Genomic DNA, 20,177 nt, shown 5'->3' on the forward strand with positions numbered 1-20,177 from the left:
CCGAATGCGCGAATAGCCCCGCGGTTGCGACCGCGGGAATTTCGTCTTTGACCAAGGGATTGTCCGACCATGTCGCGCATCATCCAATCGTTCCTGAACCTTGTTTTCGCCTGTCTTTGCGTTCTGTCGATTTCGGTTCCCGCCATTGCACAGGGAGTGGATGGGCCCCGCGCGACCACAGGCGGGGCGCAGACGCTCGAGGATATTCTCAAGCGCCAGAACGACCAGAAGATCGACGAGAGTTTCCGCAGCGAGGCGATCGGAAGTCCGGCCGCTGCTGCCGATGAACGTGACCAGCTTGGCGTTCTTGGCGGCGTGGCCGACTCCGAGTTCTGGCGCGCGTTTCGCTATGGGAGGCTCGATGAACTGGGCGATCTGAGCGTTTCGGCGCGGGGCCCGGCCGCCGAGGTTGTTATTCAGGACAGTGGCATGAGGTGGTTGGAGTTCCGGGAGGGGCCGCTGGCCACCTATGGCGGGTATCTCTTGCTCGGCGTGCTCGCGATTCTCCTGCTGTTCCTGCTTCTGCGCGGGCGCATCCGCATTGACGGTGAAAAGGCCGGCACGACGATTCAACGCTTTGATGCGATTGAACGGTTTGCGCACTGGCTGCTCGCCGGGTCGTTTGTCCTGCTGGCAATAACCGGGTTGACGCTATTGTTCGGACGCATGGCGATCATTCCGCTGATCGGTCATGAGGCCTATGCCCCCTTCGCGATTGCAGGCAAATGGGTGCACAACAACGTGTCGTGGGCGTTCATGCTGGGGCTGGTGATGGTCACCGTGCTCTGGATCGCCCACAATATTCCCAACAAGCATGACCTGAAATGGATTGCCGTGGCAGGGGGCCTCTTTTCCAAGGGGGTGCATCCACCTGCGCGCAAGTTCAATGCCGGGCAGAAGCTCATTTTCTGGGGTGTCGTCGTGCTCGGTGTGTCGATTTCGGCCTCGGGCCTGTCGCTTCTCTTTCCGTTCGAACTTCCGATGTTCGCACCCACCTTCGAAAAGCTGAACGCCTTCGGTATACCCGGGATTCTGGGGATGGAGCCGCTGCCGGAAACCCTCATGCCACATGAGGAAATGCAGCTTTCGCAGATCTGGCATACCATCATCGCCTTCGTATTCATCGCGATGATTTTCGGGCACATCTATATCGGTTCCGTCGGGATGGAGGGGGCCTTTGATGCGATGGGAAGCGGTCAGGTCGATGAACAATGGGCCAAGGAACACCACGGATTGTGGTACGAAGAAGTCACCGACGACACCGCGCACGGTGCCGACCATAAACCGGCGGAGTGATCCGATGGACCCTGACACGCAATGCCTGCGCCGATACGTCAATGCTCAGGGAGCATGAACCATGAAAAGCATGATCTTCGCCTTTCTGGCGGTTGCCGTGATCGCGGTCGCCGCGGATTTCGGTCTCGACTATGCCGGATTTTCCAGTCAGGACGCCACATCCGGACCATCCGTGCGTCTGGATTGATGTAAACTGCCGCAAACCCATATAGTCTTGTGCTATGAACATCGTTTCTTCCAGTGATGGCGATGCGTCCGAGGATGTGACGCAACTGTCCAGAGACCGCGGGATGCGGTATGTGTCGGTTCTCGTCGTGGACGATGAACCGGGTATGCGCAATTATCTTCTGCGCACGCTGGAGCCGCGCTGCAAGAAAGTCATGACCGCCGCCAGCGCCGAGGATGCGTCGCTGCTTCTCGATGCGCATCATTTCGACCTGGTGCTCCTCGACAACGTGATGCCGGGGCAATCCGGCCTCGACTGGCTGAAGGACCAGCGGCGGGTGGGTTTCTTTGCGGAAGTGGTGCTGATGACCGCCTATGCCGATCTGGAAACCGCGATCCAGGCGATGCGGGTCGGCGCATCCGATTTCGTGCTCAAGCCTTTTCGCTCGAACCAGATCCTGAACGCCATCACACGCTGCATGACGGAACGCCACCTGCGGCGCGAGAACTTTCTGCTGAAATATGAGCTTCAGTCCGACAGCCTGGCCGCTCGGGGGCGCCTGCTCGGCACCTCGCCCCGGATCGAAAACATCCGCAAGATGCTGGAGCGGGCGGCGGCGGTGCAGACGCCAATACTGTTCACCGGCGAGAGCGGGACCGGAAAGGAAATCGCCGCGCGCACCCTGCATGCGCTGTCGGACAGGGCCGACCGCCCGTTCGTTCCGATCAATTGCGGAGCCCTCTCGCATGAGCAGCTTGCCACGGATCTCTTCGGCAAGGGCGATCGGCCGGACGACTCGGGCCTCATGGTTCACGCATCGGGTGGAACCCTTTTTCTGGATGAAGTTGCGGAAATGCCGGGACCCGTTCAGGCGGCGTTGCTGCGGGTGATCGAAGATGGACGCCTGCGTCCGGAGGGTGCGACACGCGAACTTCCGCTGAACCTGCGGTTCGTCTTTGCCACGAACGGCGATCTCAAGATGGCGATCGACGAGGGACGGTTCCGCGCCGATCTCTATCACCGGATCAACGTGATCGGAATTGAAATGCCGCCATTGCGTGAGAGGGTGGGCGATATTCCCGAACTGGCGGAACTTTTCATGAGCAAGATTTCGCGCCAACTCGGGATCGACCCCCTGCCGCTCACGGAACGGGTGCTGCTGAACATGGCGCGCTACGACTGGCAGGGCAATGTCCGCGAGTTGCGCAACGTGATCGAACGATCACTGATCCTCGGGGAATTTCCACCCGAGTTCGCCGGACCTACCGAGGAGGGGGAGGCGGAGCCGGTGGAATCCCTGCACGCGATGGAACGCCGGCATATTCTTTCGGTGGTCGAAGCTTGTGGTGGAAACCGGGCCGAGGCGGCGCGCCGTCTGGGTGTCTCGCGCCGCACCATCGACCGGAAATTCAGCATGTGGCATGGCTGACCCTCGCAAGACGGGGCTTTTCGCGGGCTACAGGGTCCGGTTGCGTCTTCTGCTTATCGCGCTGCTGCCCATTCTTGTTCTGCTTCCGCTGCTGCTTTTCACCGCCGTGAAGAACTGGAGCGTGCGCTACGACGAGGTGCTGACGGCCAAGGTCTCGGGCGACCTGACCGTGGCGCGCCAACACCTTGGCGGGCTTCTGGAGCGTCGCGGCGCGGAAATTTCGGCGCTGGCGCAATCTGTCCGCTTTCACGATGCGCGACGCGACGGGAGCGGTATGGCAGCGTTTCTGGAAGATCAGCGCCGTGAAATGGGACTCGATTTTCTCTACTATGTCGGGGAAGGGCGCGCGCCGAGGGTCGCGGCGCAGAACGGACCGCCGCCCGACCCCGAGCGCTGGCCGGTGGTGCAGGACGCCCTGAAGGGGCAGCATGGCAGCGTCATCGACATCTTCGACGCCAAAACCCTCTCCGCGATATCGGAGGAAATGGCATCACGCGCCCGGATCGATCTTGTCGAAACACAGGCCGCGGTGCCGACGGACAGAACGCGCGAGTCGCGCGGCATGGTGGTTCACGCGGCCGCGCCAGCGGACGGTGGCGCCCTTGTCGGGGGACTTTTGCTCAACCGGAACCTCGGGTTCATCGACGAGATGAACGCCCTTGTCTACCCACCCGGGAGCCTGATGGGCGGAAGCCTGGGAACGGCGACGCTCTTTCTCGACGATGTGCGCATCAGCACCAATGTCCGACTGTTCGAGGGGCGGCGTGCCCTTGGCACCCGCGTGTCCGCCGAGGTGCGCGAACAGGTGCTTGGGCGCGGTGCCATCTGGACGGCACGGGCCTTCGTGGTGAACGATTGGTACATATCCGCCTATGAGCCGATCCTGGACAGTTTCGGCAAGCGTGTGGGCATGCTCTATGTCGGGTTTCTCGAGGCACCGTTCCGCGCCGCCGAACAGCGCACGCAGTTAATGATCTGGGGCAGCTTCCTTCTGGTGCTTGCCATTAGCGTTCCGCTCCTGCTCAAGTTCTCCCATGGCATTTTTCGTCCGCTGGAGAGGATGAACAACACGATCACACGGGTGGAGCGCGGCGATCTGACAGCCCGATCCGGCGTTGCGGGGCAGGGCGATGAACTCTCCCGTCTGGCGCGTCACCTCGACGATCTGCTCGATCAGGTGCAGGAAAGCGACCGGCGCCTGCGCGAATGGGCCGAAGAACTCGAATCGCGGGTTCGAATGCGCACCCGCGATCTGGAAGAAGCCAATCGCCAGATCGAACTGACTTCGAAACAGCTTATCCTGTCGGAAAAACTCGCCGCCCTTGGCGAGATCACCGCCGGTGTCGCGCATGAGATCAACAATCCGCTCGCGGTGATCCAGGGGAATCTGGATGTGATTCAGGAAAACCTCGGCCCCGAAGTCGAGACTTTCGAGACCGAGTTCCGCCTTGTTCAGGAGCAGATTCAGGCGATCACCATTCTGGTGGCCAAACTTCTGAGGTTTGCCCGTCCGGAGGAATTTGAGTTGGACGAGGAGGGCATAGACCCGAACGCGGTGCTTCGCTCCAGCGTGCCTCTGGTGCAGCATGGGCTGTCCCACGCCGATATCGACATCGCGCTCGATCTGTCCGCTTCAACGAATGTCGCCATGAACGAGACAGAGTTGCAGCAGGTGATTGTCAATCTTCTGATCAACGCCATCCAGGCCATGCCCGATGGCGGCACCATCCAGATACGCAGCCGAGATGAACAGGACGACGACACCGGTCGCCGCCACATCCTGATCGAAGTGGCGGATGAAGGTGTGGGTATCGCGCCGGAGGAGCAGGACCGCATCTTCGATCCCTTCTTCTCGACCAAGAAGGGAAAGGGGACCGGCCTCGGCCTGTCCATTACCCGCAAGATCGTCACGCGCGCCGGCGGCACGATCACTTTTGAAAGCGGAACGAATGGTGGCACGGTATTCTTCCTGCGCCTGCCGGCGATATGACCTGCGTGGCGCACATGCGGCGGTTTCCGATGTCTGCCAGAGTGCAAAGTCGATTCTTGCATACCTTTGGCCTATACGTCGCCGCCGTTTGCGGTTCAAATGTCTTGATAGAAGCAGCATTTCCAAAAGGAGTCGCATACTCTTGGCCAAGCAACAGGATTCCGATCACGACAAGCATGCACGGGTCGAAGAGTATGAATCCGTGCCAAGCTCGGTCATCTTCGAAGCGATCCGCAGAGAAGGCGAGCATGAGCTCTCCCGTTCCTCGCGCGCGCTCTGGTGGTCGGGCGTGGTGGCAGGACTCGCAATCAGCACCTCGGTGCTCTGCAAGGGGTTTCTGGTTTCCATGCTGCCGGATGCCGCATGGGCGCCGGCGGTTTCCAACATCGGCTACACGATCGGCTTTCTGATCGTGATCCTTGGGGGGATGCAGCTTTTCACGGAAAACACCATCACCCCCATTCTGCCCCTGTTTCAGGCACCGACCCGGGCGAAGCTGGTGCAGATCGCCCGGTTGTGGGGGATCGTGTTCGTTGCCAACCTGACAGGCTGCGCCATTGCGGCGTTCGTTCTTGATCATGGCAGTATCGTGCCGCCGGGCCATCTGGACGGGATACTCCAGGTCTCGCGCCACTACGCAGAGGCGACGGCGATGGAACATTTCATGTGGGGCATACCGGCCGGTTTCATCATCGCTGCACTGGTTTGGATTCTGCCACGCATGGAAAGCGCGGGCGAGGTGTTGATGATCGTGCTCTTGACCTACATGATCGGCCTTGGGGACATGTCACATGTCGTTGCGGGATCGACCGAACTTTTCATCCTCGTGTTCCGCGCAGAGCTTGGGCTTGCCTCTGCGGTCCTCGGCGGGATATTGCCCGCACTGGCAGGCAATGTTCTCGGGGGCACTGGTATCTTCGCGGCCCTCACCTATGCACAACTGCGTGAGGAGCTCTAGGGCGTGGCAGGTAAACCTCGCCTTCTCCCGCGATAGGGCAAGGACCCGGGGAATATTCCGCTTCGGTGGACAATCGAACACGCGAAACACTGTGGGGTCAGGGCCGAAGGGATGGAGGACACGGATCTATACCAGCGGCTTGCGATGGCCGTCGCGATCGGGTTGCTTTTCGGGCTTGAACGCGGCTGGCATGGCCGCAACGAGGCCGAAGGTGACCGCATGGCCGGGATTCGCACATTTGCGTTGACGGGCCTTTTCGGCGGTGTCTGCGGATGGCTGAGTTTGATCCTTGGCGAGATCTTTCTCGGGATCGCGTTGTTCGGTGTGTGTGTGCTCGTCGGGCTGAGCTACTGGACACGCCTTCGCAAGCAAAACGACATCGGTATGACAACAGAGATAGCCCTGCTGCTGGCGTTCGGCCTCGGGGCCGCCTCGGTTGTGGCGGAGGTGGCGCCCGCCGCCACCGCCGCCGTCGCTGCCGCCTCGCTTCTGGCGACAAAGGACATATTGCACCGCTGGTTGACGAAAATCCGTGAATACGAACTTTATGCGGCCCTGCAACTGGCGGTGATCTCGGTCGTCATCCTGCCGCTTCTGCCCGATCAGGGATACGGACCCGGCGGTGTGCTCAACCCCTATGAACTCTGGTGGGCCGTGGTCGTGGTGGCCGGGCTGTCGTTCTTCGGATATCTGGCAATCCGGGTTGCGGGGGCACGGCTTGGCATACTGATCACCGGGCTTTTCGGCGGCATGGCGTCTTCCACGTCCACGACACTGGCGTTTTCGCGCATGGCGCGCGATGACACAAAACTGCGCCCCATCCTTGCGGTCGGGGTTGTGGTCGCGGGGTCTGTCACCTGCCTGCGTATTCTGGCCGTTTCCGCGATCTTCGAACGCAGTCTGATACCATCGCTTGCGCCTCCGATGGTGCTGATGGCCATGATCGGGTTTACCGGGGCGGTTGTGCTGAAACTGCTCGCGGATCACGAGGGCGGCGCGCCGTCAGAGCTTGAGGAGCTCTCCAATCCTCTCGCTCTGAGAACGGCCTTGTCGTTCGGTGTCATATTGTCTGTTGTCGTCCTGATCACGCATTTCCTGCGGGATTGGTTCGGAACCGGCGGCATATATGCCGCCGCCGGGTTTTCCGGTATCGCCGATGTGGACGCTCTGACCATATCCGTGTCGCGCATGGCGGGGGAGGATCTGGCGATTGTCACCGCGACGGGGGCCATCGTCCTGGCTGTGTCGGTCAATACTGCCGTCAAGGGCGGCATTGCCCTTGTTTTCGCGAGTGGTGGTGGCTTCGGGCTGAGGATCATGGGAATCTATGCGCTCATGATCGCGGTCGGGGCCATCTTTGTCTTTCGTGGATTGTCCTGAGTTGTCCGCGTCAGAGCGTCAGGGCGGCACCACCTGTCGCCGCCACGATCACAACGATCCACGGCGGGGCCTTCCACGCCGTCAGCAGGACAAAGCAACCCAGCGCCAGTGAGAAGCTCTGTAAATCGGTGACCGCGCTTGTGAATACCGGAGAGTAGAGCGCCGCCCCGAGTATTCCGACCACTGCGGCATTGGTCCCCCGCATCGCCGATTGGGCCCATGTCTTGCGACGAAAGCTGTCCCAGAACGGCAGCACCCCCACGAGGATCAGAAATCCGGGCAAAAACAGCGCTGTCAGTGCCAGAGCGGCCCCCACAACCCCGTTCGGCTCCGGCCCCAGCACGGCCCCCAGATAGGCAGCAAAGGTGAACAGCGGGCCGGGCACCGCCTGCGCCGCGCCGTAGCCGGCAAGAAATTCATCCGTCGTGATCCAACCCGGTTGCACCACCTCGGCCTGAAGCAGCGGCAGGACCACATGCCCCCCACCAAAGACCAGCGCGCCAGATCGGTAGAAGCCATCAATCACCGCAAATGTCTGACCTTGCCCGGCAACAAGCGGAAGCAGGGCCAGAAGACCGCCGAAAACCGTCAATGCCGCAATCGCCGCGCCACGCGACACCGGCACCGACAAATGCCCGCCCTCGCAGCGCGTGTCGCCTCCGAGCGCGAATCCGGCCACCGCGCCGAGCGCGATTGCCCCCACCATGCCCGCCGCCCCGGGCACGAACGCCAGCACCAGAACGGCCGAAAGCGCAATGGTCGCGCGCTCGCGGTCCGGGCACAGGTTGCGCGCCATGCCCCAGACCGCCTGCGCGACAATCGCCACTGCCACGATCTTCAGCCCGTGCAGCGCCCCGGTTCCGATCGGTCCGGACAGTTGCGCCGCCGACATGGCAAAGGCAAACAGCAAGATCGCGGAAGGCAGGGTAAAGGCGCAGAAGGCCGCAAGCGCCCCAAGCCATCCCGCCCGCATGAGACCCAGCGCGAATCCCACCTGGCTGGAGGCCGGACCGGGCAGGAACTGACACAGTGCGACCAGATCGGCATAGGCCGTGTCCGAAAGCCACCCGCGCCGCGTGACCAACTCATCGCGGAAATACCCCAGATGCGCGATCGGGCCGCCGAATGACGTAAGGCCAAGTTTCAGGAATACGGCAAAGACTTCTGCCGCGCTCCCCCTTTGCGGCGTGTCCGGCCGCCCCTTGTCGTGTTTCACTATGGCCTCACAGCCGCTTGTTTCACTTGTGCGCGATGGTTCAGGCTGAGAGTGCCCTTTCAGAGTGGGCGATCAAGACCAAATTGCACCACTTCCGAAGAAGGATATAACGTGAATGCAAAGGTCGGACAACGAATCTCAAGACGCAGAAAAGACGGAGAGCACCATGAAGAAGATTACCGTTTTCATTGCGATGGCGTCTCTGTTCGGGGCCGTGGCAGCACAGTCGCAGACAGGCCACAACGGACATGGTGACAAAGACGCGCCCTATGCCGGTCTTCAGGAGCGCGAGATCAAATCGCTTTCCGAAAGCGATCTTGAAGAACTGCGCCGGGGCGGCGGATGGGGTCTTGCCCTTCCGGCAGAACTGAACGGCATGCCCGGCCCCGCCCATCTGCTGGAGTTGCGGGACGAGATCGGCCTCTCCGTCGGGCAGGTGGCTGAGATCGAAGTCATTTTCGACGCGATGCAGGTAGAGGCGCGCGAGGTCGGAAATCGCCTCATCGCGGCCGAAGAGGCGATCGAGGCTGCCTTTCGCTCAGGGGAACTGGATAGCGCCCGTTTGCGCCAGCTTATCGACACCGCCGCCGCCGCACGGGCCGACCTGCGTTTCATCCACCTGTCGCGGCACCTTATGACGCCATCCATACTGACAGAGGCGCAGATCGACTCTTACAACCGTTTGCGCGGGTACACGTCCAATCCGTGCGCTACCGTTCCTGACGGTCACGACCCTGCAATGTGGAGACAGCACAACAACTGCGATTGACGCCCGTTATCGGGGCGAGGACGCGCACCGTTTCTCACTGAAGCGTCATGTCGATTTCAATGGTGGTTTTGGCATCGGGCGTGACCGGCGCAATCACGATCTTGCCGTTCTGAACCCCATTGCCCGAAAACTCGACGGTTGACTCGATACTCTCATCAAGCTTCCGCATGATCTGGTAACCTGCGCCGGACAATTCGTCCTCCCACGTATCAAGCAGCGCTTCCGCGTCCTGCTCGGTCTCGAAGGATACCATCTTGATGTAAGAGCCGATTTCGCGAGCATCCCCGATCTTGGCATCCTCTGGCAGGACGATTTCGGACGGAAGCCAATCGGGCCTGTCAACCGCCTCGTCTGACTCCGCCAATGCGGCGCCGGCAAGCAGAGTGGCGATAGCAAGCCCAAGCCAGAAGGCAAGCGCCCGAAGCCTGACAGCGGGATGTTGATTCAATGTGTTCATCAGAACTTTCCGTTTTGGTTCGCCTGCGGAATCTAGCATCGGAATGGGTATGTCCAATCGAGCTTGGGTGCATGGGCGGGTTTCTGCCGGTCACCGGATTGAACGGCAAACGTCGCATCCCGTCAACAGGGGGCAACGCCCGAATTGTAGAACAGTTCCGGATCATGGAACGGCGGGCTGCCACACTGGGCGCCGATCCGATCAAAGGGAAAGGGGGTACGCCACGATTGCGGCATACCCCCTGCTGTTCCTGGCCCAAGGCGTGATCAACCCGCGTGATATTGCGGTGCGCTGGCCAGATAGGTGCCATAGGCGGCGGCGTTCGGGTAGGAGAATTGCTCGGCCAGCGGGTTGGCGCGCTTGCGCTTTCTTGCGCCGATATCGGCCAGCAACTCGTCGAAGTGCTTAAAGTGGAAGGGGGCAGAACACAGCCCGCCATAGACCTTCGCGGCGGGACGTTCCTTGCGCCGCCAGTTGAGCATCATTTCGATATTGTCGCGCATCTCGGTATCGCTCGGCTGATGTGCAAGCTGCCCGTCGGCATAGCGGACAAGCCAGTTGGCGATCATCTCCGCCCCCAACACCGTGCAGAAGCTCGAGTTGAAGCCGACGAACCCCATGTCGGGCAGATCGGGATTCACCGACAGCCGATAGACCCGATATTGCCCGTCCTCGTCGATCAGCTTTTTCTTCTCCGCCTCGGGCAGATAGGGCACGCCAAGCTTCCAGCCCACCGCAAGCACGGACAGATCGCAGGGAATCCTGTCGCCGGTGGTCAACACCGCGTGACCGGGTTCATAGTGGTCGATCGTGCCCTGAATCGGCTTGATCGTGCCGGCCCGGAACCCTTCGAAGAGCCCCGGCGTCACGATGGGCAGGGAGCAGGAGGCTTCCTTCTCGATCGGCGTGTCTGGCACCATGTTCCATTTCTTCAGCCCCAGTTGCAGCTTCAGAAGCGTTTCCAGCCCGCGAAAGTTCGCCCAGACCAGCGGTTTGAACGCCGCCGCCACGACCCGCTGCATGGGCGACTTGCCCCATGCGTTGAACTGCTGCTCCTGCGCGCGCATGTAAAGCAGGCGCTTGAAATTGATCCCGCCGACGAAATACGGCATGCGCCAGACATTCTCGCGATAGACCATCGTCACCTGTTTCGCGCCGTTCTTGGCCGCGTTCACCGCCAGATCGGTGGCCGATTTCGACCCGCCGAGCACCAGCACATGCTTGCCGTTCGCAAGGGTGCTGTCGGTGTATTCCGAACTGTGCATCACGCGGCCGCCATTGGCGACGAACTCATCCTGACCGGGGTGGCTGATGATGTTCTTGTCGGAAAACTGCCCGGTGCAGATGGCGACGAAATCGAAATCCTGCTTGCGCTCATGCCCCGCCGCCTCGATCGTCAGCGTCCATCCCGGCTTGCCATCGGCGCGGCGATCCATCGATACAATACTGGTGTTGAGCTGGAACAGCCGCGCCAGACGATGCTTGTCCGCATAGGAATGCAGATAGGCATGCACCTGCGGGCCCTTGGGCCACTCGGGGTAGTCGTCGGGCATCGGGTGGTCGGTGAAGCGGTAAAGATCCTTGGGCGATTGCGTCTGCACATCCGGATACGAGCGCGACAATTCCCACACCCCCCCGAAATCGTGGCTCCGCTCAAATCCGAACACCCTGTGTCCGCGTTCGTCGAACGCCTTGGCCGCAGCCAAACCGCTGACCCCGCCGCCAATCACGGCGACGTTCTTTTTCTTGATCATTGTTATCTCCCTGTCGGTTTAGCCGCGCGCCTCAGCCGTTTTCCGGCGGCGGCAGGAAATCGACTTCATGCAGTGCCGAAAGCCGCACCAGCTCATTGGGGTCGGTCACGCCGTCGAGCGCACCGAACAGATCGAACAACTTGCGCGACGGCGCCACGCCGAAAACGCAGGTTGCAGTCTGACCAGAGCGGTTGAAGATGCCATGCGCCTCGCCCATTGGCATTCGGATGGTATCGCCGGCACCGGCCTTGTGGGTTTGCCCGCCCATTTCGACCTCAAGCGCGCCCTCCAGCATGATGATCCACTCGTCCTGTGTGGGGTGGATATGCGGCGGCACAAAGGTGTCCGCCGGGACCACGGCATGCCAGATGAAGGCATTGTCGCTCAGCAATTTCGGCGTGTAGGTGTGCCCCACCACATTCCATGCCACGCCGTCGATCCCGTCGGCTGCGGCGGTGATTCCCATTCCGTCTTTCATCGCTCTCTCCTGTTGGCTTCCTTATTGGTGGGAGGAGTCTAAACACATCCCGTGCGCTCTCCATTATCCGTTTTGCGAAAGAAACGGTCCTGCAAGGGCAGGGGCGGGTTTGTTTCTTGCCCGAGAGCGGTCGGCTGCTCTACACTTCGGCCATGGAAGGAACCGCGCAGGCGGTGCCGCTGGCCCGGCATCGCCGCTTTCACACCGCAGATCTTGACGAGGCACGCGAAATCGTGTCGCGGCATTTCTGTGCCCATCGCCTTGATCGCAGGTCGGTCGACGGTCGGTTCGATGCCTGCCAGAATCGCGCGCGAGGCCGCCATGTCTCTCTGAACTATCTGCGCTATGGCGCGGACGTGGCGATTGAACCCGGTGAGCTTGAGAGCTTCTTTCTCATCCAGATCCCGCTCTTCGGGACGGCCGCGATTCAGAACGGGTGCCGGACCGTCCGGTCCGATCCGCGCACGGCCAGCCTGCTGAACCCCGACCGGCGCACGAAGATGCGCTGGCATGCGGGATGCGAGCAGCTTCTTGTGCAGATCGACCGCGCCTACATGCACGAGACAGTGCAACATTTGACGGGCTGCGACATCACCGGCGGGCTCCGCTTCGATCCCCGTCTGGATCTCACGCGTGCGGGCCTGCGCGGCTGGTATCGGGGGGTGCGCGCGCTTGTCCGCGCCGCCGAGAGCGCAGAGGCGTTCACCGGAACCGATAGCCTGCACCAGCGACTGATCGAGGAAACCCTCGTCGCCGATCTGATTGAGGCGCAGCCCAGCACCATCTCGCCATTGCTCGACCGGCTGTCTCCGGCAGCCCCTCCTGCGGCGCTGCGCCGGGCGCTCACGGTCATCCACGACCGGATGGAGGGGCCGCTCAGCCTGCCGGCCATCGCGGCCGCGGCCGGTGTGACACCGCGCTCGTTGCAAATGGCGTTCCGGCGTGAACTGGATGTGACACCGATGCAATACCTGCGCGATCTGCGCCTTCGCTTCGCGCGCCACCTGCTGCTGGAAGGCGCCTCCGACATGACGGTGGGGGAGGCATGTTATCGCTCCGGGCACGCGCATTTCGGGCGGTTCTCGACAGCCTACCGCGAAAAATTCGGGGAATCCCCGCATCAGACCCTGCGTTGCGAGGTCGCCTGACCAGCCCGGCTCAGCGCGCGCCGGTCAGATGGGCCAGCGTCGCGCCGGCCTCATAGCCGATGGCCCGCAGCCCGGTCAGCCGCTCTGAATAGTGGTCCAGCGGCGCGACGGGCAGGGGGCTTTCATCGCCGTCCAGAAGCGCCCGCGCCATGCGTATGCCGAACGCCGTGCCCGGCCCGATACCGCGCCCCGAATAGCCATGCACCGCAAGCGCGCCCGGCCCGGGCCGCGTGATCTTGGGCACGTGATCCGAGGTCATGGCGATCCGCCCTTGCCACGCCATGTCCAGCGGCTGCCCGGCCAATGCGGGAAACAACGCGGCCAGCTTGCGCGGCGCCCAGCCCCGGTGAAACCCCGATGCGCCATGATCGAGCGCGCCGATCCCGCCGACGATCACGCGCCCCGCCGCATCGGTGCGAAAGGCAGACATGACCGTCGCCGTGTCCCAGCATCCCTCGCCGCCCGGCAGGATCGTGCGGCGCAGATCGTCCGGCAGCGGGCGCGTGGCCATCTGGAAGAAATGCACCGGCACGGCGGCGGGTGGCTCCAACCCCTCAAACGGCAGGTGATAGGCATTGCTTGCCAGTAGAAGCGCCGGCGCACGCACGGTTCCGCCCATGCTCTCCACCTGCCAAAGATCGCCGTGCCGCCGCACCGCGCTGGCCGGGCTGTGCTCGAAGATTTCCGCGCCCTCCACCTGCGCCGCCCGCGCCAGCCCGCGCGCATAGGCAAGCGGCTGGATCGTGCCCGCGCGCGGGTCGAACAGCGCGCCGTGCAGACAGGCCGCCCCCGTGCGCGCCGCGGTTTCCGCCTTATCCAGAAGGGTCACCGGTGCCCCCAGTTCGGCAAGCTGCGCGCACCGCCGCTCCAATTCCGCGCGGCCTGCCGGGGCATGGGCACAATGCAGCGTGCCCCCCCGCGCCGGCTCACATTCGATGCCGTATGCTTCGATCAACCCGAACACCTGGTCCGGCGCCTCGGCAAGGATGGACGACAGTCTGTCGCCCGCCGTATCCCCCATGATCTTGCGAATATCGGCCGGTGGCAGCCACAGCCCGGCGTTGACCAGCCCGACATTGCGACCCGATCCGCCAAAGCCGATGTCGCGCGCTTCCAGAAGGCAGACGCGCGCGCCGCTCCGCGCCGCCTCAAGCGCGGCGGCGCAGCCGGTGAACCCGCCGCCCACGATCACCAGATCCGCCTCGCGGTCGTCCGTCAGCATCGGCGCGCCCCCCTGTTCGGCACAGGTGACGGCCCAAAGGCCGCGTTCGTCCTCCGTAGTCATTTTGCCTCCCTTTTTGGGGTTTCAGATATCGAACCTGATCCCCTGCGCGAGCGGCAACTCGCGCGAATAGTTGATGGTCTGGGTCTGCCGCCGCATATACCCCTTCCACGCGTCCGAGCCACTTTCGCGCCCGCCGCCGGTGTCCTTCTCGCCGCCAAAGGCCCCGCCGATCTCGGCGCCCGACGGGCCAATGTTGACATTGGCAATGCCGCAATCCGATCCCACCGCCGACAGGAAGGTTTCCGTCTCCCGCAGGTCGGTGGAAAAGATGCAGGACGACAGCCCCTGCGGCACGGCGTTATGCAGCGCGATGGCCTCTTCCAACGTCTTGTATTTCACCGCGTAGAGGATCGGCGCAAAGGTTTCGTGGTGCATGATCGCGCTTTGTTGCGGCATCTCCACGATGCTGGGCGCGACATAGGCGGCACCCGGGAAATCATCCTCGAGCACCGCGCCGCCGCCATGCACCGTGCCGCCTTCGGCCTGCGCCTGCTTTAACGCCTGCGCCATCGCCCCGGCGGCGGCCTTGTCGATCAACGGCCCCACCAGCGTGCCATCCTCCAGCGGGTTGCCGATGGGCAGCGTCTCATAGGCCGCGATCAGCCGCGGCAGAAGGTCGTCATAGATATCCTCGTGCACGATCAGCCGGCGCAGGGTCGTGCACCGCTGCCCCGCCGTGCCCACCGCCGAGAACACGATGGCCCGCAGCGCCATTTCCAGATCGGCGGAGGGGGCAACGATCATTCCATTGTTGCCGCCAAGCTCCAGGATGGTGCGGCCAAGGCGTTTGGCCATCTCGCCCGCCACCGCGCGTCCCATCGGCACAGAGCCGGTGGCCGACACGATCGCCACATCCTCCGATGCGCTGAGCGCCTGTCCCAACTCATGCCCGCCCACGAGCGTCTGGATCAAACCTTCGGGCGCATCCTCTCCGAAGTCCCGGCACACCCGGTCGCAGATCCCCTGAACCGCCAGCGCGGTGAGCGGCGTCTTCTCTGACGGCTTCCAGATCACCGGATCGCCGCAGACAAGCGCCAACGCCGCGTTCCACGACCATGGCGCGACCGGAAAGTTGAAGGCGGTGATTACCCCGCACACCCCCTTGGGGTGCCATGTCTCGCGCATCGCATGGCCCGGCCGCTCCGACGCGATGGTCAGCCCGTGAAGCTGCCGCGACAACCCCACCGCGAAATCGCAGATGTCGATCATCTCCTGCACCTCGCCAAGACCTTCCTGAACGATCTTGCCGCAATCGAGCGTGACGAGTCGGCCCAGGGCTTCCTTTTCCTCGCGCAGCGCCACACCCAGCCGGCGCACCAGCTCTCCGCGCCGGGGCGCGGGCACGCGGCGCCATTTGTCGAACGCCCCCGCCGCACGGGCAATCGCCGCCTCCGCGTCGGCGCGCGTGTGTTGCCGCAGCGCCGCCACCTCGGTGCCATCGACCGGGGTTGTGACCGTCAGTTCGCCGCCCCGAAACGTTTCGGGATCCAGCCTCGCCGCCTTGAGAATCTCCGTATATGTCATGTCCTGTCTCCTTTCCTGCATATCACGTCGCGCCGCTGATCATCCCGCCCCATGGCGGCCAGCAGCCCGCGCGCGTTCTGCGCTTCTTCGAAATCGGCCTTGCAGGTCATGCCCTGCCATCCGGCCAGTATGAGCGATTGCGCCACCGCCCCGCCAAGCGTCGTGCCCGGCCCGGTGACAATGAACAGATCGGGGGCGAACTCCCGCGCCGCCACGGTGATCGCGCGCGTGAAATCATAGGGCGTGATCACCTGCGCACCGAGCGTGTAGTCATGAAGCGCGGCGCGGTCGGTGCCATGCGGCCACCAGATCCGCCCCCGCCCGTCGATCACCGGGCGCTCGGGCGCACCGAACAGATCGCGGGGCAGAGCGGCGCGCCCCGCCTCGGCCACCGACGCCTGCATATCGGTGTGAAACGCCGCGTGACCGGGCAGGCGCATGGGAAAGCGGCCCTCCACCGTTGGTACCGCCGCCTCGAAGGCCGACAGCCCTGCCTCGTTGCCCGCCAGCACCAGCATTCCGCCAAGCGCAATCGACAGGCCAAGGCGACAGCCCGCCCGCGCGTCAATCTCCGCCACCTGCGCCAGCAGCGCCGCGCGCCGCGCCGGATCGTCGCGCCAGTCCGCATCCACGACCGGATAGACAAGCTGCCCGCCGATCATATGCTCGTGCATCAGCCGGCCCATGGTGTTGACCACCTCGAACCCGCCCTCCGGCGTCACCGCGCCGGCCACCGCGAGCGCGGTGTACCAGCCCATCGAATTGCCGGTGACGGCCACCACCTCCACATCGCCGGCCAGCGTCCGCGCATCGAGTAGACTGCTGGCGTAGATCAGTGGCGAGGCGACATCGCCGCGCGCATAGGTCTTCGCGGAAAACCGCGCCGCACCGTCCAGCGCGGTCAACGTCTCCTGCCCCTCGGCCGCGCGCCGGTCATCGAACACCGGCAAAAACGGCGCCCCCGCGTGATGCCGCGCGAGATAGCCCAGCTCGGCGCGATTATAGGTGCCCCGCCCGGGGCAGATCACCACCGCCCGCCGCGTCATCGCCGCCCCCCCGTCAGCGCCAGCGCCGCGTCCACGATGCCCTCTCGCGACGGCAGGGGGGCGGCATAGGCCGGGCCGGTGGCGATGAAGCAATCCTCGGCCACCACCCGCGCCGCCGGTCCCACGCCGTGCTCCGAAAACAGGGTCATCAATCCCTCCGACTGGCTTGCGGTGCGCCGGCATTCATCGACCACGAGCACCGCGCCGCACCCCTCCACCGCTTGCAAAAGGGCATCCTGCGGCAGCGGGGCCAGCCAACGCAGGTCGATCACCCGCGCCTGCACACCCCGCTCGATCAACTCCGCCTGCGCCTGACGCGACAGGTAGGCGCCATTGCCATAGCTCACGATGGCCAGATCTCGCCCCTCACCATGCACCCCGATCTCGCCCAATGCGATCCTTTCATCGGGGGCCGGATAGGGCCCTATCCAGCCGCCATCGCCCGCCTCGTGCAGATCGCGCATCGAATAAAGCGCGATCGGCTCCAGAAACACCACCACGCGCTGTTCCTCGCGCGCCAACCGGACGCATTCGCGCAGCATCCGCGCGGCATCCGGCCCGTTCGACGGGCAGGCCAGGATCAGCCCCGGAATATCGCGCAGCACGGCGAGCGAATTGTCGTTGTGGAAATGCCCGCCGAACCCCCGCTGATAGCCAAGGCCGGCGATCCGGACCACCATCGGGTTGGTGAACTGCCCGTCAGAGAAGAAGGGCAGGGTGGCCGCCTCCCCCCGGAGCTGATCCTCGGCGTTGTGCAGATAGGCGAGAAACTGGATCTCGGGCACCGGAATGAACCCGTTGTGCGCCATACCGATGGCAAGGCCCAGAATGGATTGCTCGTCCAGAAGCGTGTCGATCACCCGATCCGCGCCGAAACGGGCCAGCAACTTTTGCGTCACGCCATAGACTCCGCCCTTGCGGCCCACGTCCTCCCCCATGAGCGTGACCTCCGGCACCTCCAGCATCAGATCGGTCAGCGCCCAGTTGATCAGCCGGCTCATCGGCTGCGGCTGCTCCATCGCGCGCATGTCGCCGCCAAAGGCGGCGGCGCGGTCCTCGGGCGCGGGGCCGTTCCTCGGCGCGCAGGGGCGGGGCGGGGGGATCAGGCTCGCACGCACGGCCTCGGCGCTGTCCAGATGCGGCCGTTTGACCGCCTCCGCCGCGACCCGCTCCACCCGCGCGCGGGTGTCCTCATAGATCGACAGCGCGTCGGTGGGCTCCAGCGCGCCCGCCTCTGCCAGAAGGCGCACGGAATGCAGCAGCGGATCGTTGGCCTCCTCGGCCTCCACCTCCGCCCGGGGCAGGTAACTGGTGGCCACATCCGCGCCCGCATGACCGTAAAGCCGGATGGTCCGCAGATGCAGAAACGCCGGCTTGCGGCGACTGCGCACATACTCCGCCGCCTGCCGCGCCACGGCGAATGTCTCGTAAAGGTTCAGCCCGTCAGCCCGGAAATAACGCATTCCGGCCCGGTGCCGCATGGAAGCTTCGATCCAGCCGGCGGGCGTCTTGGTCGAAATGCCGATGCCATTGTCCTCGCACACGAACAGAAGCGGCAGCGGCACCGCCTGCACCGACGTCCATCCCGCGGTGTTGATCGCCCCCTGCGCGGTCGAATGATTGGCCGAGGCGTCCCCGAAGCTGCACATCGCCAGCCCGCCGTCGGCCAGCGCGCGATGCTCGGGCGGGCGTCGCCGCGCCGCGCCGATGCCATAGGCCGCCCCCACCGCCTTGGGCAGGTGGCTGGCGATGGTCGAGGTCTGCGGCGGAATCATTAGCGCCCGGGAGCCCAGAACCTTGTGCCGTCCGCCCGATGTCGGATCCTCGCGCGAACAGGCAAAGGACAGGAGCATGTCCCATGTCATTGTCTGCCCCGGCACCTGCTGCGCTCGCGCGATCTGGAACGCGGCGTCGCGGTAGTGCAGAAAGGCGATGTCATCAGGGCGCAGCGCATGGGCCACCGCCGCCATGCCCTCGTGCCCGCTCGATCCGATGGTGTAAAATCCCGTGCCCGCCTTCTGCATCTCCCGGCTCGTCAGGTCGAGCGCCCGGCTCAGGCATTGCGCCCGGAAAAGCGTTACCCCCTCCGGTGCGGTCAGCCCCGGCGCGGCGCCGCCCCCTGCCGGGAAGTCGCGCGCGGCGACCCGGCGCAGGAAATTGTCGTGAACGATGCTGGCGCGATCCATGAAAGCCCCGTTTGCGGCCCGCCCATGCCGTTGGCGAATGGGGCAGGGCGGTGAATGACATGCCTTGCCGCAGTATTGCGTTTAATACATCGAATTTCTATTGATAGAAACGCCCAAGGCCATGAGTTAAAATCATATGATCGCGCCCCGCCGCTTCCTGCCCTCGATCAACGCGCTTCTCGCGCTCGAAGCCGTGGACCGGCTTGGAAGCGCCTCGGCCGCCGCGCGCGAGCTGTCGCTGACCCAAAGCGCAATCAGCCGCCAGCTCCGGAAGCTTGAGGAGCAGATGGGCGCGCCGCTGGTTGACCGGACCAGCCCACGCCTTTCCCTCACTCCCGCCGGGGCCGATTACGTTGCTTCGGTGCGTCAGGTGCTCACCCAGCTTGCGCAAAGCTCCCTGAAACTGCGCGCCAATCCGCGGGGAGGAAGCCTCGATCTGTCGATCCTGCCGGCCTTCAGCATGTATTGGCTCGCCCCGCGCCTGCGCGACTTCACCGCACGCCATCCCGAAATCACGCTCAACCTCAACACCCGGCTGCGCCCCTTCGATTTCGGGGCGGAGCCGTTCCACGCCGCCTTTCACTTCGGGCGGCGCAACTGGTCCGACGTGCATTACCTGCCGCTCTGGGCGGAAACCGTGGTCCCCGTCGCTGCCCCCGACCTGACGCCCGCGCCCGTGACCGCGCCCGGGGATCTTCTGTCGCTGCCGCTTCTGCATCTCGAGTCGCGTCCCGACGCGTGGGAGCGGTGGTTCGCCGCCCGCGACGTGCCGAGCCCCGCGCTCTCGGGCATGCTCTTCGACCAGTTCTCGACCATGACGCAGGCCGCCATTCACGGGCTGGGCGTGGCCCTCGTGCCGAGTTTTCTGGCCGAGGCCGACATCGCCAGCGGCCGCCTGATCGAGGTCAGCGCCGCCCCCCGCATCAGTCTTGGACAATATTACCTCGTCTGGCCCGAGGCGCACGACAGTTACCCGCCGCTCGTCAGCTTCCGCCGCTGGCTGAGCAAACAGCTCACATCTTGATGATCCGCCGTCTTCATATTGCAAATCATTCTCATTCTACTTGACATTTGCAAACGCTTCGCATTTACACA

17 protein-coding genes are annotated in these 20,177 nt (G+C 63.9%); 9 read left to right on the forward strand and 8 right to left on the reverse strand.

All coding sequences use genetic code 11. The annotated features are described in order from the left end of the window. Positions 1–69: 69 nt before the first annotated feature. The 6 genes from BMW66_RS06430 (at position 70) to BMW66_RS06450 (ending at position 7,219) form a co-directional block, all read left to right on the forward strand. The gene (locus tag BMW66_RS06430) at positions 70–1,296 is read left to right on the forward strand and encodes a formate dehydrogenase subunit gamma (RefSeq protein WP_093116637.1); all 1,227 of its coding nucleotides are present in this window, start codon (positions 70–72) and stop codon (positions 1,294–1,296) included. Positions 1,297–1,357: 61 nt separating this feature from the next. Continuing rightward, positions 1,358–1,483, forward strand: a complete 126-nt coding sequence (locus tag BMW66_RS20750) for a hypothetical protein (RefSeq protein WP_281242627.1) — start codon at positions 1,358–1,360, stop codon at positions 1,481–1,483. A gap of 34 nt (positions 1,484–1,517) precedes the next feature. Beyond that, positions 1,518–2,891, forward strand: coding sequence for a sigma-54-dependent transcriptional regulator (locus BMW66_RS06435; protein ID WP_093116639.1), 1,374 nt, complete (start codon positions 1,518–1,520; stop codon positions 2,889–2,891). Beyond that, a complete protein-coding gene (locus tag BMW66_RS06440) occupies positions 2,884–4,881 on the forward strand; it encodes a sensor histidine kinase (RefSeq protein ID WP_093116641.1) in 1,998 nt (665 codons plus the stop codon). Before BMW66_RS06435 ends, BMW66_RS06440 begins: the two co-directional genes overlap by 8 nt. A 142-nt stretch (positions 4,882–5,023) precedes the next feature. Beyond that, the gene (locus tag BMW66_RS06445) at positions 5,024–5,839 is read left to right on the forward strand and encodes a formate/nitrite transporter family protein (protein WP_175483181.1); all 816 of its coding nucleotides are present in this window, start codon (positions 5,024–5,026) and stop codon (positions 5,837–5,839) included. A 111-nt stretch (positions 5,840–5,950) separates the two neighbouring features. Continuing rightward, a complete protein-coding gene (locus BMW66_RS06450) occupies positions 5,951–7,219 on the forward strand; it encodes an MgtC/SapB family protein (RefSeq protein WP_093116645.1) in 1,269 nt (422 codons plus the stop codon). 10 nt (positions 7,220–7,229) lie between these two features. Here BMW66_RS06450 and chrA read toward each other — a convergent pair whose 3' ends face one another. After that, entirely contained in the window at positions 7,230–8,435 is a 1,206-nt protein-coding gene (gene chrA / locus BMW66_RS06455) for a chromate efflux transporter (RefSeq protein ID WP_093116647.1), read from the reverse strand. A 166-nt stretch (positions 8,436–8,601) separates the two neighbouring features. Between chrA and BMW66_RS06460 the strand changes: the two genes are divergently transcribed. Next, positions 8,602–9,204: a hypothetical protein gene (locus BMW66_RS06460; RefSeq protein ID WP_175483182.1), complete on the forward strand. Its 603-nt coding sequence runs from the start codon at positions 8,602–8,604 to the stop codon at positions 9,202–9,204. A gap of 34 nt (positions 9,205–9,238) precedes the next feature. On the opposite strand, the gene BMW66_RS06465 is transcribed toward BMW66_RS06460, so the two are convergent. From BMW66_RS06465 to BMW66_RS06475, 3 genes are all read right to left on the reverse strand, one after another. Next, a complete protein-coding gene (locus BMW66_RS06465; protein WP_093116649.1) occupies positions 9,239–9,661 on the reverse strand; it encodes a hypothetical protein in 423 nt (140 codons plus the stop codon). A 266-nt stretch (positions 9,662–9,927) separates the two neighbouring features. After that, complete coding sequence (locus BMW66_RS06470) at positions 9,928–11,415, reverse strand: flavin-containing monooxygenase (protein ID WP_093116651.1); 1,488 nt, start codon at positions 11,413–11,415, stop codon at positions 9,928–9,930. 31 nt (positions 11,416–11,446) lie between these two features. After that, positions 11,447–11,893 carry a cupin domain-containing protein gene (locus tag BMW66_RS06475; protein WP_093116653.1) on the reverse strand — a complete coding sequence of 149 codons (447 nt, stop codon included), beginning with the start codon at positions 11,891–11,893 and terminating at the stop codon, positions 11,447–11,449. A 152-nt stretch (positions 11,894–12,045) separates the two neighbouring features. Between BMW66_RS06475 and BMW66_RS06480 the strand changes: the two genes are divergently transcribed. Beyond that, on the forward strand, positions 12,046–13,041 hold the full coding sequence (locus BMW66_RS06480) for an AraC family transcriptional regulator (protein ID WP_093116756.1): 996 nt from the start codon (positions 12,046–12,048) through the stop codon (positions 13,039–13,041). A gap of 10 nt (positions 13,042–13,051) precedes the next feature. Here BMW66_RS06480 and BMW66_RS06485 read toward each other — a convergent pair whose 3' ends face one another. Genes BMW66_RS06485 through BMW66_RS06500 form a run of 4 tightly spaced genes read right to left on the reverse strand, consistent with a single transcriptional unit; the run spans position 13,052 to position 19,082 of the window. Beyond that, positions 13,052–14,326 carry an NAD(P)/FAD-dependent oxidoreductase gene (locus BMW66_RS06485; RefSeq protein WP_093116655.1) on the reverse strand — a complete coding sequence of 425 codons (1,275 nt, stop codon included), beginning with the start codon at positions 14,324–14,326 and terminating at the stop codon, positions 13,052–13,054. A 21-nt stretch (positions 14,327–14,347) separates the two neighbouring features. Then, positions 14,348–15,850, reverse strand: coding sequence for an L-piperidine-6-carboxylate dehydrogenase (amaB, locus tag BMW66_RS06490; protein WP_093116657.1), 1,503 nt, complete (start codon positions 15,848–15,850; stop codon positions 14,348–14,350). Beyond that, positions 15,847–16,896, reverse strand: coding sequence for an ACP S-malonyltransferase (locus BMW66_RS06495; protein ID WP_093116659.1), 1,050 nt, complete (start codon positions 16,894–16,896; stop codon positions 15,847–15,849). Before BMW66_RS06495 ends, amaB begins: the two co-directional genes overlap by 4 nt. Further along, positions 16,893–19,082 (reverse strand): thiamine pyrophosphate-dependent enzyme, encoded by a 2,190-nt coding sequence (locus BMW66_RS06500; RefSeq protein WP_093116661.1) that lies wholly within the window; start codon positions 19,080–19,082, stop codon positions 16,893–16,895. The genes BMW66_RS06495 and BMW66_RS06500 overlap by 4 nt, the downstream gene beginning before the upstream one ends. 136 nt (positions 19,083–19,218) lie before the next feature. Here BMW66_RS06500 and BMW66_RS06505 point away from each other — a divergent pair, with 136 nt between their 5' ends. Beyond that, positions 19,219–20,106: a LysR substrate-binding domain-containing protein gene (locus BMW66_RS06505; RefSeq protein WP_093116663.1), complete on the forward strand. Its 888-nt coding sequence runs from the start codon at positions 19,219–19,221 to the stop codon at positions 20,104–20,106. Positions 20,107–20,177: the final 71 nt, after the last annotated feature.

The sequence above is a fragment of the Salinihabitans flavidus genome, from assembly GCF_900110425.1.
Classification (GTDB): domain Bacteria; phylum Pseudomonadota; class Alphaproteobacteria; order Rhodobacterales; family Rhodobacteraceae; genus Salinihabitans; species Salinihabitans flavidus.

Coding starts and splice junctions, on each gene's coding strand:
- BMW66_RS06430 (WP_093116637.1), top strand. CDS start 70: ATGTCGCGCATCATCCAATCGTTCCTGAACCTTGTTTTCGCCTGTCTT.
- BMW66_RS20750 (WP_281242627.1), top strand. CDS start 1,358: ATGAAAAGCATGATCTTCGCCTTTCTGGCGGTTGCCGTGATCGCGGTC.
- BMW66_RS06435 (WP_093116639.1), top strand. CDS start 1,518: ATGAACATCGTTTCTTCCAGTGATGGCGATGCGTCCGAGGATGTGACG.
- BMW66_RS06440 (WP_093116641.1), top strand. CDS start 2,884: ATGGCTGACCCTCGCAAGACGGGGCTTTTCGCGGGCTACAGGGTCCGG.
- BMW66_RS06450 (WP_093116645.1), top strand. CDS start 5,951: ATGGAGGACACGGATCTATACCAGCGGCTTGCGATGGCCGTCGCGATC.
- BMW66_RS06460 (WP_175483182.1), top strand. CDS start 8,602: ATGAAGAAGATTACCGTTTTCATTGCGATGGCGTCTCTGTTCGGGGCC.
- BMW66_RS06465 (WP_093116649.1), bottom strand. CDS start 9,661: ATGAACACATTGAATCAACATCCCGCTGTCAGGCTTCGGGCGCTTGCC.
- BMW66_RS06470 (WP_093116651.1), bottom strand. CDS start 11,415: ATGATCAAGAAAAAGAACGTCGCCGTGATTGGCGGCGGGGTCAGCGGT.
- BMW66_RS06475 (WP_093116653.1), bottom strand. CDS start 11,893: ATGAAAGACGGAATGGGAATCACCGCCGCAGCCGACGGGATCGACGGC.
- BMW66_RS06480 (WP_093116756.1), top strand. CDS start 12,046: ATGGAAGGAACCGCGCAGGCGGTGCCGCTGGCCCGGCATCGCCGCTTT.
- BMW66_RS06485 (WP_093116655.1), bottom strand. CDS start 14,326: ATGACTACGGAGGACGAACGCGGCCTTTGGGCCGTCACCTGTGCCGAA.
- amaB (WP_093116657.1), bottom strand. CDS start 15,850: ATGACATATACGGAGATTCTCAAGGCGGCGAGGCTGGATCCCGAAACG.
- BMW66_RS06495 (WP_093116659.1), bottom strand. CDS start 16,896: ATGACGCGGCGGGCGGTGGTGATCTGCCCCGGGCGGGGCACCTATAAT.
- BMW66_RS06500 (WP_093116661.1), bottom strand. CDS start 19,082: ATGGATCGCGCCAGCATCGTTCACGACAATTTCCTGCGCCGGGTCGCC.
- BMW66_RS06505 (WP_093116663.1), top strand. CDS start 19,219: ATGATCGCGCCCCGCCGCTTCCTGCCCTCGATCAACGCGCTTCTCGCG.